Here is a 20,862-nt window from a genome sequence, read left to right on the forward strand (position 1 = left end):
TGCCATCGGATACTGCCGCCAACACTAAGCTCATACAACGGATTTTAAAAGCCTTTCGTTTTCGATATAATGCTCACGCGCGCGAGCGCGCCCGCGTTTTATATGTTATCAACCAAACGTTAACAGATTCACTGGTAGTTAGTAAGGATGACATACGGAAATTAAACGAGGCATTAACCAAAACAGAAAACCAGCAATTTGATTCGCTGATGTCACTGCTCAATGCCATTGCATTAAGTCATGCTTCGCAGGCTGCAAATCCGCCGGCTGATACCAGCAGTAAAAAACCGGTGCAGGAACCCGATAGTGCGGTGCCCGGAACTGATCTTGACGCCCTGGTGGATAAGATGATGCCCATCCTGCAGAAGAAGAGTGAGGAACAGGAAACAGAAAATACCAAAGCCGCTCATCTTACCGCTATCCGCTCATTGTACGGACGGCCACCGGACCAGGTAGATACATTGCGGCTGAGCGATAGTGCGGGCGCGCGTTACCTGCTCCGGCTTTCACAAAAAGTAAATGTAATGGGTATCCAGCCATACTGGATGGAGCAGGGATATACGACGTACAATTTTAATGCGCTGAGTACTTACAGTTTCCTCGGATACCTGGTTGATGGCCAGACTGGCCGTATCCAGCCAGCCTTTCAGCAGGATGAAGTGAAGTCTGTGGGCGATGCGCTGTCGGCAGGATGCAACCTGCAGTTTCTTTTTCTTGATAAAAAAAGCAGTAACATACTCGCCCTTCTCAAAAATAAAAATGCACAGGCAACGTTTTCGGATAGCCTTGCCCGTTTGTTGGTGCAGCAAAAAGCAGATGGGGTTACTATCTATTTTCAGGCACTGCCCGGTAATCAACGTGCCGCTTTCAGCAGCTTTATCATTGGGCTTTCCGGTGCGTTGAAAAGTGTAAATAAGAACTTTAAAATTAATGTAGTTGTACCTCCGTACGACCCTTCCTATAACTACGATCTGCGTGCACTCCACAGTTATGTCGATTACTTTATCATTGATTTTACACAGGCGGGCGGCGAAACGGCAGGACCGCTTGCTCCGCTGGATGGCAATGCGTCAAAGTCTTTGACAGGCGCTGTTTCACGTTACCTGCAAGGCGACATTCCGCCTGCACAACTTTCCTTGTTATTGCCTTACTACGGCGCCGTATGGAAAAAAGGAAGAGATGGCAACCCGGATGTTTTCAGTCGCTATGTTAGCTACAGCGATATCCGCAAGCAGTACCCTTCGGATACTGTGGCCATCTTCGATGAAACCACCGCTACTTTTTTTATAGAAGTAAAAGATCAGTATGGCGTAGTAAAGGAGGAGATCTGGTTTGATGATGGCATCAGCATGTCGATGAAGTATGACTTTGTAATGAAGAATGAGCTAGGTGGCATCGCAATATGGACATTGGGCGCCGATAACGGCACCACAGACCTGTGGGATGCATTGGTAGATAAATTTGTGGTAACAGACACGCTTGTTCTTGATACGGTATCACTGTATCCCCCCATCCCGCAGCATCTCACGTTCTGGCAGCGCATAAAAAGAGAATTGAGCATATACGCTATACTGTTCAAAGATCCGTGCAGCGTGGATGCCTCGCAGTATGAAGGGGATGTTTACTTTATTTATTTCACCATCGGCTTTTTTATTTTAGTGCTGATGGCGGGTGCGGTGTACTTTTATTTTGTAAAAACACAAGGGGACGACTGGAAGTGGCGAAAAAAATTATTGATACTATTAATTGTACTCATCCTGCTTACGGTGGTCAGTGGCTTTATGGCGCTTTTTCTAAATAAGGAAATACCCTTTGTAGGGATCAGCAGCGTACCAGGTCAGTGTCACAGTGTGCCGCTAATGAGTGTGCTGGCCATACTGGGTATTGGTTTTGTGCTGGGATTATTGATCATGCACTTCTTCCTGCAACCATTTTTTAAAGATGATGATGTGCCGTAGAGCGTAGGTTGTCTTTCTCAGGATTACGCTGATTTTACTGATTACCTGGATTTTTACTTTTTGGATTTTATAAAGGATTAAGGGAGATAGAAGCGGATATCGCTCTTATCTCCCTTAATTATTATTTTTAAGAAAATCTAAAAATCTAAAAAAATCCAAATGTAAAAATCCAGGTAATCAGTAAAATCAGCGTAATCCTGAGAAAGACAAAATTCGCGTTTACTTCTTATTCCACCACACTGGCTGGCTGATATACGTCGGGCTGCTGGCAGTAGGGTCTGCATTCAGTACCTGTGTGCTGTTGTAATTGATTTCATAGCTGGGTACCGCAAAGCGGCGTGGCCAATCGGTTTGGGCCGGGTAATACAACGTGTTAACATGCGCGGGACGTTTAAACCCTTTATAAACGCCGGTTGTTTCGTTATAGTTTCCGGCGGCGTCGGTGCAGTAGTTTAACCGGCGCAGGTCTGCCCAGTTTTCCGGGGAGTACGACAACGCAATGTATTTCTGGATCATGATATTGCTGAGTGTGAGCAATGCCGGCAGCTGCACTACGGAGCTGCTGTTGAGGAATGCGTCGATCGTTCCGGCTGGGATGTCCAGCAGTTCCATATGTGCGCGGATACCGGCTTTATAGGCTGTTAATGCTTCTGTGTTTTTAGCCTGCTTAATAAGAATTTCCGCTTCAATAAAACGCAGTTCCGCATTGGTAAACAATAATCCTTTAGCGCCTCTTTTTGTGTACCAGGTACCGGTGGATTGTATACGGTCGGTGGTGGTTGGCGCATACGGTGTTTTACGCAGGATCACATAAATGGAATCCTTGTTGGAGAACGTATTATTAGTCGTACTGTAGGTGTATGACAATGGACCGGTATTGGTAATACCGGAAGTCATGTCTACGCCCTGTGTGCGGTGCAGTACGCCGTTCCGGTCAGCCATGCTTGGAATGAGCAGGTCTACTCTTGGATCTTCCATATTATTGATGCCTGTAGGAGCGCCGGTGTAGTTATTGGTGAGGTAGTCCATGTACAGTTTGGTGATCCTGGCGGTGGTAGCTGTATTCGTGTACTGTAATGCTTCTTTGGCAGAAGAGGTGACTGTTGGACCTTCATCTACATATTGCATCACGGCGCTTTGGTCTTTCGACTGTGCGCCTTTTGAAGCGGCATCCAGTACGGCCTGTGCGTTGAAGCCGGGCAATGCGGAGGTGTGGTTCAACCAGCGTGCTTTTAAGCCGTAGGCCAGGCGGATCCATTTGTCGGTGCTGCCGTTGTTGAGGATATCTCCTTTGGCCAGCGGAGGCGCAGTAGGTCCCTGTGTTTTCTGCAGGTCCGCAATGGCTTCATCCAGCAGTGCCAGCACTTTTTCCTGAACGTAGGATGCCTGGTCAAATTTTGGCGTGATAGTGGTGGGATCGTCGAACTGGTCATATGGCAGCATGCCGTATACATCTGCGAGGGTGCCAAAGCCCCATGCTTTCATGATTTTGGCGGCGCCGATATAATGATACGCCTGTACTTTTTCTGCGGCGGTGATGAGTGGCGCCACGTTTACGGCGGTATTTACATACCAGCATTGCCACGGCCATTGTATGTTGGTGCTGTTGGATACCCAGGCAGTAAGATTGTAGTTACTTCCGCCGCTGACGTATACGGAAGCGAGTTGTTGTGAGAGATAGGCTGCCCGGGTGCCGGTGCTTTCATATGCATCGCAGAACTGGGCGATGAGTGGCGGCAGCCGTTGTTCGGCGGTGGGTACAGATGAATTGGCGCTATTGGGATTGTCGTTGATGTCCACCCATTTCTTACAGGAGGCAAGTGCAAACGACAGGCTGATGATAAAGAGTATTTTTTTCATTTTCCGCACGTTTAGAATTTAAGATTTAAACCAATGGCAAATCCTGCTGTGGCAGGTACCCCGCAATAGTCGATGCCTGAAGAGCCGGAGCCTATTACGCCGGCGCCGGCAGTACTGGTTTCAGGATCCATGCCGGAGTAGTTGGTCAGCAGTAAAAGGTTGGTGCCGGTAGCGGTTACTGTGGCATCCCTCAGCCAGCGTGCGCCGCTAAGCCATGTTCTGGGAAGTGAGTAGGAGAGGGAAACAGAACGGAGTCTCATCCAGTTTACTTTTTCCAGGAAGAAAGGCGCGTTCTTTACATACACATCGCGGTAGTATTTCTCCGACTGCACCACTGTTTTCGTTACCGGTTCAAATTTTCCTGTGGTGGGATTTTTAGCTACACCGCTGAAGGAAATTTCGCTGTTCCTGTTTTCGGTGCGTTCGCTCAGGCCATAGGAGGTCAGCAGGTAGTCGGTGCCGTTAAACACATCTCCACCCACCCTGAAATCCCAGAGGAAGGAAAAGTTAAATTGCTTATAGGTAAAACTGTTGTTCAACCCTCCGAGAAAGTCAGGCTCACGGTTACCTATATACGTAGTAAGGGCGGTGGTAGGAATCGGGTAGCCGGTGTTCCAGTCGAGCAGCAGGTTGCCGTTTTCATCTTTCTGCCATACGGAGCCGCTTACGCCCATAAACACGCCACCATCAAAGGATGCAGCCTGGCCTACTGCAAGGTGCACATCAGTTACATACAGGATAGGCAGGGAGCCCGGCAGGGATTTTACCACGCCGTTGTTATGCGACGCGTTGAGCATTACCTCCCAGCTGAAATCTTTTTTCTTTATCGGCGTGGCGTTAATGGATATTTCAATACCCTTGTTTTCAATGGTACCGGTATTCACAGAGCTGAGGATATAACCGGTGGCGTTGCTTACGCGGGGCGTGAGGATCTGGTCGCGGCTGGTGGTAACATACCAGGTGAAATCAAATCCGAGCCGGCCGTTGAGGAAACGCATTTCGGTACCAAATTCTGTGGAGGTAGTTGTTTCCGGTTTCAGGTTATCGTTTCCTCTCGACCAGTAGTTGCGGAAGCCGCCGCCAATAGTAAGTTCAGGCCCGAACAGGTAAGTGTTGGTCTGGTAGGTAGGAGCGTCTTTACCCACCTGCGCCCAGGAAGCACGCAGCTTACCAAAGCTCAGGATATTGTTTTTGGGGATCAGCTCCGTAAACACCAGGCTTCCGCTTAATGAAGGGTAAAAGAACGATTGGTTCTGAGATGGCAGGGTAGAGGCAATGTCGTTACGACCGGTAGCGCTCAGGAATACAATGTTCTTGTATGACAAGCGCAGGTCGCCATAGAAGCCGGCTAACCGTCTGCGGCTGATTCCCTGGCTGATGTACTGGTTTTCCTTGGCAGCATTGTTAATGCTGATAAAGGTGGGTATCTGGAAACTTTCTGCACGGGCAGAATTGGATTTTGTGTAGCTGTCTTCTGTAGTAGTACCCAGCAGCAGGCTGGCATCCCAGTCTTTATGAAAGGTTTTGTGGAAGTTCAGCATCAGGTTGGAGTTTACATAATTGTAGTTCCGGTCTGTTTCCGACAGCATTCCTTTCTGCCAGCCTTCTTTGACACTGGAGCCGGGGGAAATTAAATTACGCAGCTGCGTGTAGTAGTTGTCTATGCCCAGGCGGTAGGTAGCGTCAAACCAGCTGGTTACTTTTACATTTACATAAGCAGAACCGATAAAGCGGTTGGTTTTATCCGACTGCGGGTTACGGTTAATGATCCAGTAAGGATTGTCGATGTCGGTATCCAGCGGAATATCCGGCAGCAGCCGGTGCTTGGAGCCATCTGCGTTCAGCCATACTTTCATATCATCGTTCCGTGGCCAGGCCACAATGCTTTCCATATAACCGGAACCGCCGGAGGCCCATAAGCCGCTTCCGGTAAGTGTTTTCTGCGTTTCACTCCGCGCATAGGTAGCATTTACGCCAAACGTAAAAATGCCGATCTTCTGTTCGCCGTTAAACCGCACGGTAGAACGGTTGAAGTCTGTGGAAGGCACTACACCTGACTGGTTGAGGTTAGACCCGGAGAGATAAAAGTTGCCGGTGGCAGTACCTCCTGAAATGGTGAAGCTGTTATCAAACGCATTGGCTGTCTGGAAGAAGTCTTTCATGTTATCATAGATCTTCTCGCCCGGGTCAAATTTATTTCCCCACGACATCGCCGTCTGATCGGTAAAGGTGCCGTTATAATTGGAGCCTTGTTTATAGATACTTTGCTGTTTGGGCAGCCGGTTTACCCAGTTGGTAATATAGCGGCTGGTAACGGAGCCGGCTACATTTCCGGTGGTACCTTTTTTGGTGGTGATCACGATAGCGCCGGCAGCAGCACGGAGACCATAAAGCGCAGCCGCAGCGGGGCCTTTCAGGACGGAAATGGACTCAATATCTTCGGGGTTGATATCCATGGCGCGGTTACTATAAGTAGTGCTCTGGTTGATAGATCCATCGAAGGCGCTGTTGTCGCCCTGCCCGGTGGAGTTGTCCATTGGCATACCATCAATGATAAACAGCGGCTGGTTGTTTCCTTCCAGGGAGGTACCTCCGCGGATAATAATTGAGGCAGACGCGCCGGGTGCGCCACCGGAGTTGGTGATGTTCAGGCCTGCAATTTTACCGTTGAGGGAATTCACCAGGTTAGGATCCTTGTTTTTCAGCAGTTCAGCCGATTTGATGTCCTGCACGGCATAACCCAGTGCTTTTTTCTCTTTTTTGATACCCATACCGGTAACGATCACCTGTTCAAGCGAACTGGCGCTCGTCAGCATTTTCACGTCGATTGTCGGGCTTTTCCCGGTAGGAATGCTCTGGCTTTCATAACCGATAAAAGAAAATTCCAGGACTTCTCCCGGAGTTACCGCAATGCGGTAATGCCCTGTAGCATTGGTTTGTGTATTACGGTTGCTACCTTTGATTCTGACGGTGACGCCAGGCAGGGGATTACCATCATCGGCTAACACAATGCCGGTAATGAGTTTTTGCTCCTGTGCATAAGCAATGTTGGGTAACATCAGGAATACCAGCGATAATATCGCCAATAACCGGAGAGGATTTCTCATGTTCTGTTGTTTTAAATGAAGCTTGATATTTGGTTGAAACTATACGCGTGTTTAGGTTTACAGGTTGTTACAGGATCTTGTTTACAAATAGGTACGAACTACGATTTTGGTTAAACTACATAGTACGGGTAACTAAAAATGACGATTCTCTATAAGCATAAACTTTCACTAAGGTAATGGCAAAAAACATTCAGAGTTAATATTAAATTCACCTGTTTTCTATTTGGTATTTAAGATGATGGTTAAATAAAAGTCCTTTGGGTCACGGTTATTTCCCGGATGCTTCATCCATGGGTCAAACATGGGTATATCATGGATCATCCATGCGGTTTTAATACTGTTCGCATGCACTCCCCATGGACTTCCCATGCACTCCCCATGCACTCCCCATGGACTCCCCATGCACTATGTCCGATTTGGGGGCGGCGGAGCCCGGATTAAAATGATACCCGATATCAGTATAACCGGGCATCCTGCTCATATTGATAGAACCCAATACAGTACTGGAAAAAAAAGGTAACGCCATCCAAAAAAGCAGGGTACTTTATCCTGCTGATCTGTGTAATCCTTGTAATGATTCGCATTATTTTTATTTTCGTTTTCTCCCTGCCCTTTTTTGCAATGGCGCAGCAACAGCAAGCAGATACCACAAAACCCAGAAAGTTAAAGGAGGTAAGGGTAAAGGCACGCTGGCAGAACAGGCATGCGGCGTTAAATAAGCAATATGTCATCCGGGAGGAATTCAGGGCCATTGAACATTATACTTTTGATCTCCGGGACCCCATCAACCCCGGCAGGGAATACTTTGTGCTGGATTTTCTGAACCGGGAGTTGCCGCCCGGGTGGCAATCCAGCAGCGTGCTTTCCTGCTCCTCCGGGGTACAATATTTCATAGACGAGAATGAAGTGCCTGCGGCCATAGTGGCCATGCGCCCGCTGTCGGATTTCGCCTACGCAAAAGTATTCCAGGATTTACATCCGCCGTGTCCGTGTATTGTATTATACACCAGGAAGGGGGAAGATCTGAAGCGTAAATAACAGGGTGCGACCTCTCACCTGAACTGCTTTTTCAACTTTGCAAAATATTCCTTAACGGCCCCGGCTTTATCTTTTTTTATCTTCTTTCCAAGTTCCCTTCGCGGACAATTTACATTGTATTTTGCCCCCCAATCCATTATTTCAATGATGATGGGCAACAGGTCTATTCCTTTTGGCGTAAGACTGTAAAGGAACTTCGACTTATTCGCCGGTGATACCCGCTTTAACAGGATACCTTCTGCTTCCAGCACGCTCAGCCTGTTCGACAGGATATTGGTGGCGATCTTTTCTTCCGACTCCAGGAACTCACTGTAAGACAATTTCCCCCTGAGCATAATGTCCCTGATGATCAGCAGCGACCACCGGTCTCCAAAAACATCCAGCGAGCAACTGATGGGGCAATCCGACCTGACTTTTTCCATACTGAATGATTTTAAAAAGTACTTGCAATTTACAATAACTTTATTATTTTTACTTGCAAAATGCAATAACTAAGATTGCAATTCCTGATTCTTTAAAAATAGAAAAAAATGGAAACCTCCACGTCAACAAAACAATTACTCGAAATTTATTACAATGGCTTTGCCAGGAAAGAAGGATGGGAGACAGTCATCTCCGACGACTTTAAATTCACCGGCGGCGATATGACAAAAACGGCGCCTGCTGTTGGAAAAACAGCGTATATAGAAGTGATTAAAAGATTTTCACGGGCATTCAAAACAATGCGGGTGAAGGAAATGATCATAGACGGTGAAAATGCCTGTGTAATCGGAAATTACGATTTTATATTTCCCGACGGAGTAAGCATCAATGGCGATGTAGCGGAGATCTGGAAGGCAAAGAACGGAAAACTGGATGCACTGACCATATTCTTTGATACGCTTACTTTTGACAAGCATATCCCCAAATAAATTTTATGGCCTACAGTGAAAAGCTGGCGGATAAGATCCGGCAGGCACTCGCACAACTGCCCAATGTTGAAGAGAAGAAAATGTTTGGCAGGATTGCGTTTATGGTGAATAATAAAATGTGCCTGACAGCAGGCCCCGGCCAGATGATGTGCCGTATTGACCCCGGTATTCATGAAGAAGCGATAAAAAAAGAAGGCTGCCGTACAGTGATCATGAAAGGACGGGAGTACAAAGGATTTGTATATGTAAATGAAGAGCATCTTAAAACGAAAAGAGATTTTAATTACTGGTTAACACTTGCCCTTGAATTTAATAAGCAGGAAAATACACCGGTAAAGGGTAAGAAATAAAGTCGCTATAGATGGTTACCAGGGCAACCTGGAGCAGGAGGGGCAAGCGGTTTCCCGCCGGCAAGGCAAATTTTTTGATAAGAAAAAAAGGACTAAATTTACCTTGTACAGGGAACTTAATGAAAAAAGAAAATGAGCTAAATAGTGAACAAGCGCTCTTCCGGCTTATTGCTGAAGGGGATGAACCGGCCTTTAAAGCGCTTTTTGAATGCTACCGCTTGCGTTTATTCGCATTCGCTCTCCAGTTCACTCATTCCAGAACCGATGCAGAGGAGGTAGTGCAGGATGTGTTCCTGAAAATCTGGAAAAACAGGTTAAACCTTGCCAATATCCAGCTTCCACAAAAGTATATCTATACCATGACGCGCAACCAGGTGTTTGATCATCTCTCACGGGTGGCAAGGAATAAGCGTTTGCATGAACAGGTATGGGCAAATATCCATGAAAGCGGCGATTACACCGAGCAGGCAGTGCTGGCAGCTGAAACGGCCAATATCGTTCAAAAGGCGGTTAACGGTCTTTCCAGCCGCAAGCAGTCCATCTACTACCTCAGCCGCCGGGAAGGGTTAAGTAACCAGGAAATAGCTGTGCAACTGGGCATTTCCGTGCCTACCGTTAAAAATTCCCTCGTGGAGATCCTCCGTTATATCAGGACCTATATGAGCAACCAGTACGAATCCTCCGTCCTGATCATAGGCTTCCTGCTCTCTTTCTTTCTATAGGAAAATTTTTTTTGCATTCAACCGGTACGGTTGCCTTTATTAACAGTCTATATACTGGAGGAAGTATTTCCCCCTCACGTTTTATGACAGAAAAGGTAATTCCCGCTTATGACAGGCTGCAGTACCTGTTACAGCAATATACACGAAAGCGCTGTACTCCTGAAGAAATGCAGGAGTTGTTCCGGTACCTGGAAAACCCCGCGGTGAGGGAGCTGTTCAATAATATAGTGGATAAAGATTTTGAAGCTCCCGGAGTTGCGGAGGACGGTGAGGAGATCGATTGGGAGTTCATGTATAATAAGATTGTCCTGGGGGAGGCTCCTGCTAAAAGAATCAGGATCTTCAATCTTTTGAAAATTGCTGCTGCCGTATTAATCCTGGTTTCAGCAGGCTGGGCATGGTCGCATTTTGCTGCCCGCCGTGCGGCGCCCGTTTTAGTGCATGTGCAACCTCAGGGAGATGCATTGCCTGCGGCGAATAAGGCCGTACTGATACTGGCAGACGGTAACACCGTGAATCTCGACAGTGCCGGCAGCGGGGCTATTACCCGGCAGGGTACTGTTAACCTGAGCAAGGCGCCGGGGCATCTTTCCTACGCCGCAGCAACAAACGGATCCGGTAATCCTATATATAACAAGGTGGCAACGCCCCGTGGCGGCATCTTTAAACTTACTTTATCCGATGGCACCAACGTATGGTTGAACAGTGCCTCTTCTATCCGCTTCCCCGTTGCTTTTTCAGACAAGGAACGCACCGTGGAAGTTACCGGGGAAGTATATTTTGAAGTGGCAAAGCAGGTGGTAAAAGGCAACCCGGTTCCTTTTTTCTGTAAAGCCGGGAACATGGAGGTGGCGGTGCTGGGTACACATTTTAATATCAACGCCTATAATAATGAAACGGATATAAAAACTACGTTGCTCGAAGGCGCCGTCAAAATAAAACAGGGTGCAAATACAAAACTGTTGCAACCCGGACAACAATCCCTTGTTGGAAAAGACGGTCAGATTGCGCTTTCTGATCATGTAAATATGGACGAAGTAATGGGCTGGAAGAACGGCTATTTTGTTTTTGAAGAAGCAAATATCGGCCAGATCATGCGGGAGGTGGAAAGATGGTATAACCTCGACGTGGAATATGACGGCCCGCTACCAGACGGCCGTTATAACGGACGGATATCCCGTGCCACCAAAGTATCGCAGGTGATGAAGGTATTAGAATTAAGTGGCATCAACTTCAGAATTACAGGAAATAAAATCATCATTAAGTCCCGATAGCACAAATTAATATCAACCAAAAGCTATGTCAGCGAGAGTTTTCATAATGTACTCAGGATAGTCATGGTCCTGATCCACCTACTTATTGTAATAGTTCAATAAAATGCCGCTTCATGTGCGAGATGAAGCGGCGGCGCCTGAACTAAACGGAATTCCTTTGTCAGAAATTTTCATTTAACATCCAAACAACCAAAAGTATGAAATTGCAGGCTTTTCGGAAAGAAAAATTCCCCCGTCCGGAGGGGAACAGCTTAACGATCCCTTTTAATTGGAAAAAAATAAAAAAACTGCTATTTATGAAGCTAGCGGTCCTGTTAATCATTGTCAGTACGGGAATATCGGCCAGCGCCCATTCCCAGACAGTGACGCTGAATGAGCGCAACCTGTCGCTTAAACGGATCTTTTCATTGATTGAAAAACAAACCGGGTATTCTTTCTGGTATGATGTTAACCTGCTGAAAGAAGCCAGGAAAGTAGACATCCGGGTAGACAAGGCCTCATTGCCGGAAGTGATGGAGCTGAGTTTAAAAGGGCAGCCATTTCATTACAGCATTGTCGATAATGTGATTGTTGTTAGCAGGAATGCCCCTGATCCAGCCGCCGCAGCGCCGCTGCGGGTGGAGGTTTCCGGTAAGGTAACCGATGAAAACGGCGCGCCGTTGCCGGGCGTATCCATCCAGGTGAAAGGAACAAAACAAGGCGTGAGTACCGACGCAGGAGGAAATTTTTCTCTCAACGTGCCTGATAATGCTTCCCATACCCTTATTTTCTCTTTTATCGGGATGGTGACACAGGAAGTGCCGTTGAATGGCAATACAAAACTCAGGATTGTACTTAAAGCCGCTATCGAGCAAAAACAGGAAGTAGTGGTGATTGGTTACGGGTCCGTTAAGAAAAGAAATGTAACCGGTGCCGTATCTTCTGTAAAAACTGCCGAGTTGAATACAGCTGCTTCCACCAATGTGGTACAGGCGCTGGCCGGCCGCGCTGCGGGCGTATCTGCCATCCAGAGCAGCGGACAGCCAGGCGCCGGCGTTAACCTGCAGATAAGAAGTAATCCATCGTACGCTTCCCCGGGAGCATTGTACGTGGTAGATGGAGTTATCATTAACGATAACGCCGCGGAACCTTCGTCAGACACCCGGTATGGCAGCTCCGGCGTTGACCGGTCGCCCCTTAATTTTATTAACCCCAATGATATTGAATCGATCGACTTCCTGAAAGACGCTTCGGCTACTTCGATCTATGGCGCCAGGGCCGGCGCCGGTGTGGTGCTCATCACTACCAAACAGGGTAAAGGAGATAAGCCGCATATTGAGTACAGCGGAAGCTACGCTTTCCAGGATATCATCAGGTTTTATGATATCCTGAATACGAAAGAATATATGGAGCAACGTAACAAAATAGGGCTGGAACAATGGATGCTGACTAACAAGGTTGCGCCGTATGGCAGCACCGATCCGGGCACAGTTACGCCGTATATTCCAAAGTATACACAATCACAAATAGATACCACTGCTTTATTACCCAGTGCAATAGATGCGATCACCCGGAAAGGCTATACCAAGCAGCATAATATTTCCCTCTCCGGCGCCAGCAATAAAACGCGTTACTATGTATCCGGCAATTACCTGGATCAGCAGGGCGTGCTGGAGCACTCTGCGTTTACGCGGTATAATGGAAGGATCAGTCTTGACCAGGGAGTTGGCGAAAACATAAAAGTGGGTGTAAACGTGATCGCTTCCGGTTCCAATGCCATCAACGCCAACGTGGGCACACAGGCAAATGAATATTCCGGCATGGTGCTATCCGCATTTTATTACCCGGCCAATATGCCCCTGAGAGATGCAGCGGGTAACTATCTCATCAACCCGGACTACCAGAACTCACCGAACCCGCTGTCTTTCCTGGATATTACAGATTACACCAAAAGCAGCCGCCTGCTTACTTCCGGCTATGCGGAATGGACAATCATCCCCGGCCTGAAAGCTAAAATGAATTACAGCTATGATCAGTCCTCCGGGAAACGGTATGCCTATCTCCCTAAAACCTTTCTCTATGGTGCACGCGCAGGCGGACAGGCATCTATCAACGAAAATAACTCTGTCTCCAAAATTTCAGAAGTTACACTCAACTACAATAAAAGCTTCGGGGAAAAACACAATATCCAGGCACTGGCCGGACATTCTTACCAGGTAAGTGATTGGGATGGTTTAGGACTTTATAACGACCGGTTCCCGACCGATAACTTTCTTTTTAATAACATCGGGTACGGTACCGCGCCAAGACCCGGCGTAAGCTCTTACAGAAATCCTACCCGTATCTGGAAATCATATTTTGGCAGGATTATTTATGATTTTGCAGATAAGTATATCCTCACAGCCAGCATCAGAAGGGACGGCGCCTCCAATTTTGCACCCAACAAAAAGTGGGGCACATTCCCCGGCATTTCCGCTGCCTGGATAATCTCTGAAGAAAATTTCCTGAAAAATAATCTCCCGGTGATCAGCTTCCTGAAGTTAAGGGCAGGCTATGGCACCACCGGTAACAGTGACATCGGTGGCAGCGCCTTCTCCTATTATACCGCCAACAGCTCTTATGTGTTTGGAGGTACCAGCCTGCCTGGTGTGTCGCTTAGCCAGCTGAGTAACGATAACCTGAGCTGGGAAACACAAAGGGATGTGAACGTAGGATTGGATTTCCAGTTGTTCAGTAACAGGGTAGGAGGTTCATTCGACTATTTCAACAGAACGATTGTGAACCTGCTGCAAAGCGTACCGCTGACTTCGGACTTCCCGGTATCGAGCGTGGCGGGTAACGCTGGCGAAACACGCAGCCGCGGATGGGATGCAAGCCTGAATACAAAAAATATTATCAGCAAAACAGCGGGAGGTTTTAACTGGTCCACCACGATCAACCTGTCGCATTACTATAATTCCTGGGTGAAGAGATCCCCGGATGCATTAAGATCGCTGGCAAAATATATTGCCCCCGATGGTCCGTTCAATGGGCTCTATCGTTACGTCAGCGATGGGATCTATAAAGGAGATAAAGCCGCACCTGCCAGCATGCCGGGCATCCTGCCGGGTGGAATTATTGTGAAAGACCTGAACGGCTACGACGATGCAGGTAATCTTACCGGTAAACCCGATGGCAAAATTTCCTCTGCCGACCAGGTGCTGGTGGGCATCGACGGTCCGCGCTACAGTTTTGGATTCAACAACAGTTTCAGCTATCAAAATTTTGACCTGAGCATTTTCATGTATGGCTTTATCCAGAAGAAATATAATTCTGACTATGCGTCTGCATTCAGTACTTATGCGCAGCTGGGACAATTTGGCTGGAATGTGCTGAGCATTGCCAAAGACAGGTGGTCGTACGATAATGTGAATGCGAAGTATCCCACCGGTCTCAATGATCCTTATGCCAGCTACGCCGCCAACTCGGACTATTGGCTGGAAAATGCCAGCTTCCTGAGATGCAGGGATATTACCCTGGGCTATACTTTCGGCGGAAAAATGATTGCCAAACAGAACGTATTGAGCGGCTTACGGATATATGCCAATGTTCAGAATCCTTTTATCATTACTTCTTACAGGGGAATTGATCCTGAATTGCAGAACTACCTGGCATATCCCATGTCCCGCTCTTACACTATTGGTCTGAATGCCAAGTTCTAGCCTCTTTATTCATTTTAAAAGGAACAGCAATGAAACGTCCAAATAACTACAGATACGCTTTACTGATAATTTTTCTTTTCTCCCTGGCCAGCTTTTCCTGTGAAAAGGGGCTGGAAGAAAAAACATACGACCGTTATTCTTCCTCCACCTTTTTTCTGAATGCCGAAGATGTAAAAGCGGCGGTTACCGGTATGTATGCCGGTATGCTCAATGCAGGATTTTACGGGGGAGGCTGGGGCGCCGCCAATGAAGGCTGGAATGCCCAGAGCAGCTTCACCACAGATGAACTGGTGTGTTCCTGGGGCTGGGATGGCTGGCGTAAGTTTAACCAGCTGAATTTTTCGGAAGATTTTTCCCAACTGTTAAATCATTATAATGGCCTGATGCCGGTGATTTCTGAAATAGCCATTGACATCGACAAAATACAAGGCGTGCAGATGGATGAAACCCTGAAAAACAGGTATATCGCAGAGCTGAAGGCATTGCGCGCCCATTACTCCTGGATTCTCTATAATTGCTATGGCCCTGTGCCTATCCGCCTGGATGCGAAGGAAGCAGCAAATCCTTCAGCACAACCTATTCCCCGGCCCGATGCCGCATGGATGGTAGCACAGATAGAAAAAGATTACAAGGAAGGATTTGAGGGGTTACCCAAGGCCAGTGAACTGGCAGCCTCCGATTATGGCAGGTTTACAAAGGATATCTGTCTCATGGGCCTGATGAAATTATACCTGCATGAAAAGAACTGGGCATCGGTTATCAGTACTGGTAAACAGCTGCAAACATATGGTCATGGCCTGCAGAGTAACTATAAAGATATTTTCACTTTCGCCAACAAAGGAAATATCCAGGAAGTAATACTGGCTATCCCGTGCAGGTTCGACGCATCGGTCAATAATAACCTGTGGCTGGCCATGTGTATGCCGGGTAATTATGTAGATCCCGAAGGACTTACCATTACACAATGGGGTGGTTATAAGATGCCCTGGAAAGCCTACGACAAATTTGATCAGCAGGATAAACGCCTGAGCGTTTTGCTGGCCAAATGGCCTACTTCCGGCGGCGCTATATTCGACGCCCGTGCAAATAATTATATTGGCGCCATTCCCATGAAGTATGGCCCTGATCCCGGCGCTATCAGTGAAGCACAGGGAACGGATATTATTGTGTGGAGATATGCAGATGTGTTGCTGATGCTGGCAGAAGCCATTAACGAAACCCAGGGCCCTGTGCAGGAAGCCTGTGACCTGGTGAACGCGGTGAGAACCCGCGCAGGCGTGGCTACCTACCAGCCTGGTCAATTCACGAAGGATACCTTCAGGAAGAAGATCATGGATGAAAGGTTCTTTGAACTGTGGTGTGAAGGAAGCCGCCGGGAAGATATGATCCGGTGGGGAACCTTTGTACAGCATGCGAAAGAGGAAGGCTCCATATTTGCAAAGCCGGAATTTGTGTTGTACCCGTTGCCCCGGAAGGTAATCGACGAATCCAAAGGTGTTATCAAGCAAAATAATGGATACTAAAATTAAAGTGACGGACCTGGCCTTGGCCTGGTCCGTTACTTTATTATTGCTCTGTGGCTGCGCAGGGAAGCAGCCGGATCACCGGCGCGATATCGCAAAAAGATATTGCGCTTCCTGTCATTTGTTTCCTGAACCGGCACTGCTGCCGGCGCATATCTGGATGGATGGCGTGCTGCCGGCGATGGGCGCCTTTGCGGATATTTATAAGGACCGCAGCGGCGAATATAAGATGCTGCCGCCGGCATTGCAGCACCTGCGTGATCCGGCCATAGCGCCTATGAGAACATTTATTCCTTTGGACGACTGGAAGGAAATTGTGGCCTGGTATGCCGCATCGGCGCCAGCAGAAATTGCGCAGCCGGTATTTCCTGTTCCTGTGTCCGGCAACAACTTCCTGCTGAAATTACCGCCAAAAAAATCGGCGTCTTTTACATCTTGCATTTATTATGATGAAAAAGCAAAGCTGCTGTTTCAATCAGATATTAATAAGCGTATCCTCCGTGTTTTTGACCCGGCATTGCAGCAGGTGGACAGTCTTGATAACAGCACAGTGGTGGATGTAGCGCCTGTGGGCGAAGGGCGTTACCTGCTCACGCACATTGGAAGTCTTAATCCCGGTGGAGTAACGAGGAATGGCGCGGTGGAGGAAATTGCCATCAAAGACAATAAGATTATACAGCGAAAAATTTTATGCGACCAGCTTTACCGGCCGGTACAATCGCTCCTGCTGGATGATGAGCTGCTGGTATGCGAGTTTGGTTTTATGGAAGGGGGATTGTCTCTATTTACCAAAGCCGGTAAAAAGGTGATCGTTAATCTTCCCGGTGCTGAAAAAATGTATATAGAAGATATTGATGGAGATGGTAAAAAAGATATTTGGGTATTGTTTGCACAGGGGAATGAAGGCATCTTCCAGTTGCTCAACAAAGGAAACGGTAACTTTGAAATAAAGGAGGTATTGCGATTCCCGCCTTCCTATGGCGCTACCTATTTCCAGCTGGCCGATATGGATGGCGATGGCAAACGGGATATCATTTTTACCTGTGGCGACAATGCGGATCAGTCGCCCGTACTGAAGCCCTATCATGGCGTCTATATTTTCAGGAACACGGGCAATGCCTGGCGCCAGGTATTCTTCCAGCCGCTGTATGGCTGCTATAAGGCAGTGCCGGCGGATCTGGACCACGACGGTCGCCCGGACCTTGTTGCTATCAGCTTCTTCGCTGATTATGCGCAGCATCCCGACCTGGCGCTGACCTGCCTGCTGCAAAAAAAGGATGGACAGTTTGAATTACATACCGATAAACAGGTGGCTGGCATGGGCCGGTGGGTATGTATGGATGTTAAAGATTTTAATGGCGATGGCAAGCCGGATATCCTCGCCGGAAATATGGCTGCAAAGCCGGGGAATGATAAGTCTTTGATGAATTACTGGATGAATGGTCCTGAATTTATTATCTGGGAGAACCGGTATTAAATGTGTTTATTCAATGCCTTATTCACGATGCGAAAAACCAGGTAGGAAAATGTGCCACCGATAACAGAGGCAATCACATCTTTTACGTCAAAAGTCCGCCCGGGCATCCACAACTGGCAAACTTCATATAGCGTGAGTCCAGCCACCAGCGAAAAAATAAGGCTGACAACTTTCCGGTCGTCGACAGGAAACCTTATCACCATGTATCCCAGAAAAAAGACCACCACCGCCAGGAAGTTTGGCAGGGAATCCGCTATGTAAAAGGTGCTAATATGATGCTTGAATAAGTAAGGTCTGAGTTTCAGCTCTTCATAGAGTGTGAATAGGAGTGCAATGGAAAGAAGAATAATGTATACGTTTTTTTTGTTCATGGGATGAAATCATAAATAACAAAATGCAAAGCAGGTTCAAAATAAAACGAAAATTTTGTAACTTCCTTACAAATAACCATTTCCATGAAGGCCGCGTCATCACCGGATACGTTAACCAGTTCGCATGCAGCCGCTAACCAGGTGGCAGCCTACGGCATTGCGATGCCGGCGGTGGTAAACCGGGAGGCGGCGCCACAGGAGGAAATCCCCACTGCAGAAGTACCGTTTAATGGAGAACTGACGGAGCCATTGCTGATCGATATGGACGGCGATGGCGAAGATGAACTGCATACGCTGATCATGGACACCGCAGACGGGCAGCTGTGGCTGCATTCAGACAAAGAAACACTGGAACTTTTTCTAAGGCGGAAGCGCAGCAAACACGCCAGGCATATGACGCCGGATATCGCTAAACTGCTGAACGATATTGAGGCGTTGGCGAAGAAGGTGCATGTGAATACCTATGGCACTACCAAGGCGACTAACAGAGTCAGTAAGAAGACCGGTTTACCAAAAAAATCTCAGCACGTGGCGGCCACAAAGGCGGAGCGCATTATCGCAGTAGTACAATTAAGAGAGATCGCCGGATTGCTAAAGCAGCTAAACGCGAAGTCGGTTGATGTGATGAAAAAGGTACGGCCACCATCTCATAAAGAAAAATCATCCGTTCATACAACGGTCGACGGGGATACTTTTTGTAAGGAAGTGGTGATGCACCCATTGAGCCTGTTGCCCAGGGATGACGGTGTGACGGGAAGTGCTCCTACGGGTGAATCAAAACTATTCACAGCGCTCAACAAAAAGATCACGTATATACGTGGTCATATGCTGAATGATCACCTGCATGGACCAGGTACTAACGATAACCTGGTTCCTATATCCACCCCGTTTAATAGTTTGATGAAGACAACGGTGGAGGCGAAAACCAAAGAAGCCGTGAATGCCAACAATAAAGTAGTGAGGTTTGAAGTGGAAACACTCGAATGGGGCGCATACAAAGGGTTTTTTAAAGGCACTTTCCTGGAGGAGAACAAACTTCCCGCTAAGTTCAGATTTCTTGTTCAACAGCTGGAGCGGGATCCCACAAAAGATGGCAGTGAAATCGGCCACTGGAAACTGGCCGCTAAAAGCCCGGTATTCAGTGAAACACTGGTGCATACCATACCAACCAGCAAAGAAACCAAGAGCGGAACAATGGCGCTGGTACCGGAAACATTTATACCTGGGTATTACTTTTCTGCTGCCGGAACATTAAAAGAAGTGCCACCGGATTATCATCTTTCAGGGAAATATTTTGTTAACGGATCCAGATTCGACTATCTTTTTGAACCGTTTGGGCTGGATAAAAGTGCACTGTTTTCTAAGGAGTACGACCTGGAGATCACCACAGCATTTAAGATGCCGGCCGGTTATGAACTAATACTGATACCTCAGAAGCCGATAGCATTTATTCATGATAATAATATACATTCCACGACAACACCAGAAGGCCAATCGTTTCTTATCGCCAAAAAAACAGAGCAGGCGGCTAATGAAGCAGCATATGCGGTGAAGATAGAAGAAGTAAGGAAAGCAAAGGAAGATGAGAAACTGGCACTGGAAAAGAAAAAGACACCCAAGCCGGAGTATAAAGTCAAAACCGTGGCAGAACTTAAGAAAGAGCGCTGGTTACGGGAGCTGGGACCAGCGTTCAAAAGGGAAGTGGAGAAGTATACCCTGGAACTTAACCCCGAATTTGGGAAACGTTTTGCGGTTATGCAGGAAGAAATCCTGAGCAGAACGGTTGAAGAGTGGAAGAAAGATCCGCAGTTGGGTGAAAAGAAACTGGAGGATTTGCTGGCTCCCCTGAAAGCGCAAATTGTAAAGAACAAGAGCGCATTACTCATTGAACAAGGTAAAGCTGATTTTGTGCTGGGGCTGCTGAACGAATTAAATGCCACGATCAGCTCGCAATACCGGCCTAAGTTAACCGAAGACTGGCGGAAAAGGAAGTTCGATGCAGCAGCAAAAGATATTTTCGACATGTATAAAAAATTCTGGCGGGAAAATCAGGCGAAATTGGATCTGAACAACCGGGAGGTGCTGCTTAAGTCCGCCTATGGAAAACTCGACATAGCACTGAAGGAAGCCCAAACAGCCGCACCTATAAAACGTAAATCCGAAACAGACCTGAAAACAGAGGATACCGGCGATGAAAAGGACAAGAAGCCTAAAATCCTTCCAGGACCATTTGTTCCTAATACGAATGTAACAACATCTCCGCAGCGGGATATACCCCGTTTCCAGCCGCAATCCCCGCCTGTCAGTGCACCAACACTGACCGTTGCCGACCGGGAGACGGCCGACGAGTTGCTGGCGTTGGTAGCCAGCGTGGCGCATGTTGATCCGGCACTGCTACCCCAGATGGGAATGTTAACAGAGAGTATCCAGGAGTTCCTCCGTGGACCCAATGCGCAAACTTGGGAGAATGTGTACCGGATCCTGGAAAAATGTAAGTCAGTAAAGGGGGTGGAGCTTCACTTATTGGATTGGATCAGGATGTGGGAGTCGATGAGTATAAGATCGACCTGACACAGGATTTTTTATCATCG

14 protein-coding genes are annotated in these 20,862 nt (G+C 47.5%); 10 read left to right on the forward strand and 4 right to left on the reverse strand.

The genetic code is table 11. The features are described 5' to 3' along the window. Positions 1-209: 209 nt before the first annotated feature. Positions 210-1,958: a glycosyl hydrolase family 18 protein gene (locus ACLHR0_RS28930; protein WP_436491322.1), complete on the forward strand. Its 1,749-nt coding sequence runs from the start codon at positions 210-212 to the stop codon at positions 1,956-1,958. Positions 1,959-2,177: 219 nt separating this feature from the next. On the opposite strand, the gene ACLHR0_RS28935 is transcribed toward ACLHR0_RS28930, so the two are convergent. Next, on the reverse strand, positions 2,178-3,818 hold the full coding sequence (locus tag ACLHR0_RS28935) for a SusD/RagB family nutrient-binding outer membrane lipoprotein (protein ID WP_436491324.1): 1,641 nt from the start codon (positions 3,816-3,818) through the stop codon (positions 2,178-2,180). A gap of 11 nt (positions 3,819-3,829) precedes the next feature. Next, positions 3,830-6,925, reverse strand: coding sequence for a SusC/RagA family TonB-linked outer membrane protein (locus ACLHR0_RS28940; RefSeq protein ID WP_436491326.1), 3,096 nt, complete (start codon positions 6,923-6,925; stop codon positions 3,830-3,832). Positions 6,926-7,498: 573 nt separating this feature from the next. Between ACLHR0_RS28940 and ACLHR0_RS28945 the strand changes: the two genes are divergently transcribed. After that, positions 7,499-7,963 (forward strand): hypothetical protein, encoded by a 465-nt coding sequence (locus ACLHR0_RS28945; RefSeq protein ID WP_436491328.1) that lies wholly within the window; start codon positions 7,499-7,501, stop codon positions 7,961-7,963. A 14-nt stretch (positions 7,964-7,977) separates the two neighbouring features. Here the strand turns inward: ACLHR0_RS28945 and ACLHR0_RS28950 are convergent, their stop codons facing one another. Continuing rightward, positions 7,978-8,385, reverse strand: a complete 408-nt coding sequence (locus tag ACLHR0_RS28950) for a winged helix-turn-helix transcriptional regulator (protein WP_429047413.1) — start codon at positions 8,383-8,385, stop codon at positions 7,978-7,980. A 108-nt stretch (positions 8,386-8,493) separates the two neighbouring features. On the opposite strand from ACLHR0_RS28950, the gene ACLHR0_RS28955 reads away from it, so the two are divergent. The 7 genes from ACLHR0_RS28955 to ACLHR0_RS28985 all read left to right on the forward strand — a co-directional run bounded on the left by ACLHR0_RS28955 (position 8,494) and on the right by ACLHR0_RS28985 (position 17,900). Beyond that, entirely contained in the window at positions 8,494-8,874 is a 381-nt protein-coding gene (locus ACLHR0_RS28955) for a nuclear transport factor 2 family protein (RefSeq protein WP_436491330.1), read from the forward strand. A 5-nt stretch (positions 8,875-8,879) separates the two neighbouring features. Then, the gene (locus ACLHR0_RS28960) at positions 8,880-9,224 is read left to right on the forward strand and encodes a TfoX/Sxy family protein (protein WP_436491332.1); all 345 of its coding nucleotides are present in this window, start codon (positions 8,880-8,882) and stop codon (positions 9,222-9,224) included. A gap of 119 nt (positions 9,225-9,343) precedes the next feature. Further along, a complete protein-coding gene (locus ACLHR0_RS28965) occupies positions 9,344-9,946 on the forward strand; it encodes an RNA polymerase sigma factor (RefSeq protein ID WP_429047416.1) in 603 nt (200 codons plus the stop codon). Between the two features lie 83 nt (positions 9,947-10,029). Continuing rightward, the gene (locus ACLHR0_RS28970) at positions 10,030-11,220 is read left to right on the forward strand and encodes a FecR family protein (protein WP_436491335.1); all 1,191 of its coding nucleotides are present in this window, start codon (positions 10,030-10,032) and stop codon (positions 11,218-11,220) included. A 296-nt stretch (positions 11,221-11,516) separates the two neighbouring features. Further along, positions 11,517-14,900, forward strand: a complete 3,384-nt coding sequence (locus ACLHR0_RS28975; protein ID WP_436491337.1) for a TonB-dependent receptor — start codon at positions 11,517-11,519, stop codon at positions 14,898-14,900. A 29-nt stretch (positions 14,901-14,929) separates the two neighbouring features. Further along, the gene (locus ACLHR0_RS28980; RefSeq protein WP_436491339.1) at positions 14,930-16,423 is read left to right on the forward strand and encodes a RagB/SusD family nutrient uptake outer membrane protein; all 1,494 of its coding nucleotides are present in this window, start codon (positions 14,930-14,932) and stop codon (positions 16,421-16,423) included. Continuing rightward, complete coding sequence (locus ACLHR0_RS28985) at positions 16,413-17,900, forward strand: FG-GAP repeat domain-containing protein (protein WP_436491341.1); 1,488 nt, start codon at positions 16,413-16,415, stop codon at positions 17,898-17,900. Before ACLHR0_RS28980 ends, ACLHR0_RS28985 begins: the two co-directional genes overlap by 11 nt. Here ACLHR0_RS28985 and ACLHR0_RS28990 read toward each other — a convergent pair. Continuing rightward, positions 17,897-18,271: a VanZ family protein gene (locus ACLHR0_RS28990; RefSeq protein WP_436491343.1), complete on the reverse strand. Its 375-nt coding sequence runs from the start codon at positions 18,269-18,271 to the stop codon at positions 17,897-17,899. The genes ACLHR0_RS28985 and ACLHR0_RS28990 overlap by 4 nt on opposite strands. Before the next feature lie 84 nt (positions 18,272-18,355). Here ACLHR0_RS28990 and ACLHR0_RS28995 point away from each other — a divergent pair, with 84 nt between their 5' ends. After that, positions 18,356-20,842, forward strand: a complete 2,487-nt coding sequence (locus ACLHR0_RS28995; protein ID WP_436491344.1) for a hypothetical protein — start codon at positions 18,356-18,358, stop codon at positions 20,840-20,842. Positions 20,843-20,862: the final 20 nt, after the last annotated feature.

It is taken from the genome of Chitinophaga sp. ARDCPP14 (assembly GCF_051362515.1).
Taxonomy (GTDB): domain Bacteria; phylum Bacteroidota; class Bacteroidia; order Chitinophagales; family Chitinophagaceae; genus Chitinophaga.

Excerpts from the sequence above, each read along its gene's own strand:
- ACLHR0_RS28955 (WP_436491330.1), top strand. The coding sequence starts at position 8,494 with ATGGAAACCTCCACGTCAACAAAACAATTACTCGAAATTTATTACAAT.
- ACLHR0_RS28945 (WP_436491328.1), top strand. The coding sequence starts at position 7,499 with ATGATTCGCATTATTTTTATTTTCGTTTTCTCCCTGCCCTTTTTTGCA.
- ACLHR0_RS28950 (WP_429047413.1), bottom strand. The coding sequence starts at position 8,385 with ATGGAAAAAGTCAGGTCGGATTGCCCCATCAGTTGCTCGCTGGATGTT.
- ACLHR0_RS28940 (WP_436491326.1), bottom strand. The coding sequence starts at position 6,925 with ATGAGAAATCCTCTCCGGTTATTGGCGATATTATCGCTGGTATTCCTG.
- ACLHR0_RS28960 (WP_436491332.1), top strand. The coding sequence starts at position 8,880 with ATGGCCTACAGTGAAAAGCTGGCGGATAAGATCCGGCAGGCACTCGCA.
- ACLHR0_RS28990 (WP_436491343.1), bottom strand. The coding sequence starts at position 18,271 with ATGAACAAAAAAAACGTATACATTATTCTTCTTTCCATTGCACTCCTA.
- ACLHR0_RS28985 (WP_436491341.1), top strand. The coding sequence starts at position 16,413 with ATGGATACTAAAATTAAAGTGACGGACCTGGCCTTGGCCTGGTCCGTT.
- ACLHR0_RS28980 (WP_436491339.1), top strand. The coding sequence starts at position 14,930 with ATGAAACGTCCAAATAACTACAGATACGCTTTACTGATAATTTTTCTT.
- ACLHR0_RS28975 (WP_436491337.1), top strand. The coding sequence starts at position 11,517 with ATGAAGCTAGCGGTCCTGTTAATCATTGTCAGTACGGGAATATCGGCC.
- ACLHR0_RS28965 (WP_429047416.1), top strand. The coding sequence starts at position 9,344 with ATGAAAAAAGAAAATGAGCTAAATAGTGAACAAGCGCTCTTCCGGCTT.
- ACLHR0_RS28935 (WP_436491324.1), bottom strand. The coding sequence starts at position 3,818 with ATGAAAAAAATACTCTTTATCATCAGCCTGTCGTTTGCACTTGCCTCC.
- ACLHR0_RS28930 (WP_436491322.1), top strand. The coding sequence starts at position 210 with ATGTCACTGCTCAATGCCATTGCATTAAGTCATGCTTCGCAGGCTGCA.
- ACLHR0_RS28970 (WP_436491335.1), top strand. The coding sequence starts at position 10,030 with ATGACAGAAAAGGTAATTCCCGCTTATGACAGGCTGCAGTACCTGTTA.
- ACLHR0_RS28995 (WP_436491344.1), top strand. The coding sequence starts at position 18,356 with ATGAAGGCCGCGTCATCACCGGATACGTTAACCAGTTCGCATGCAGCC.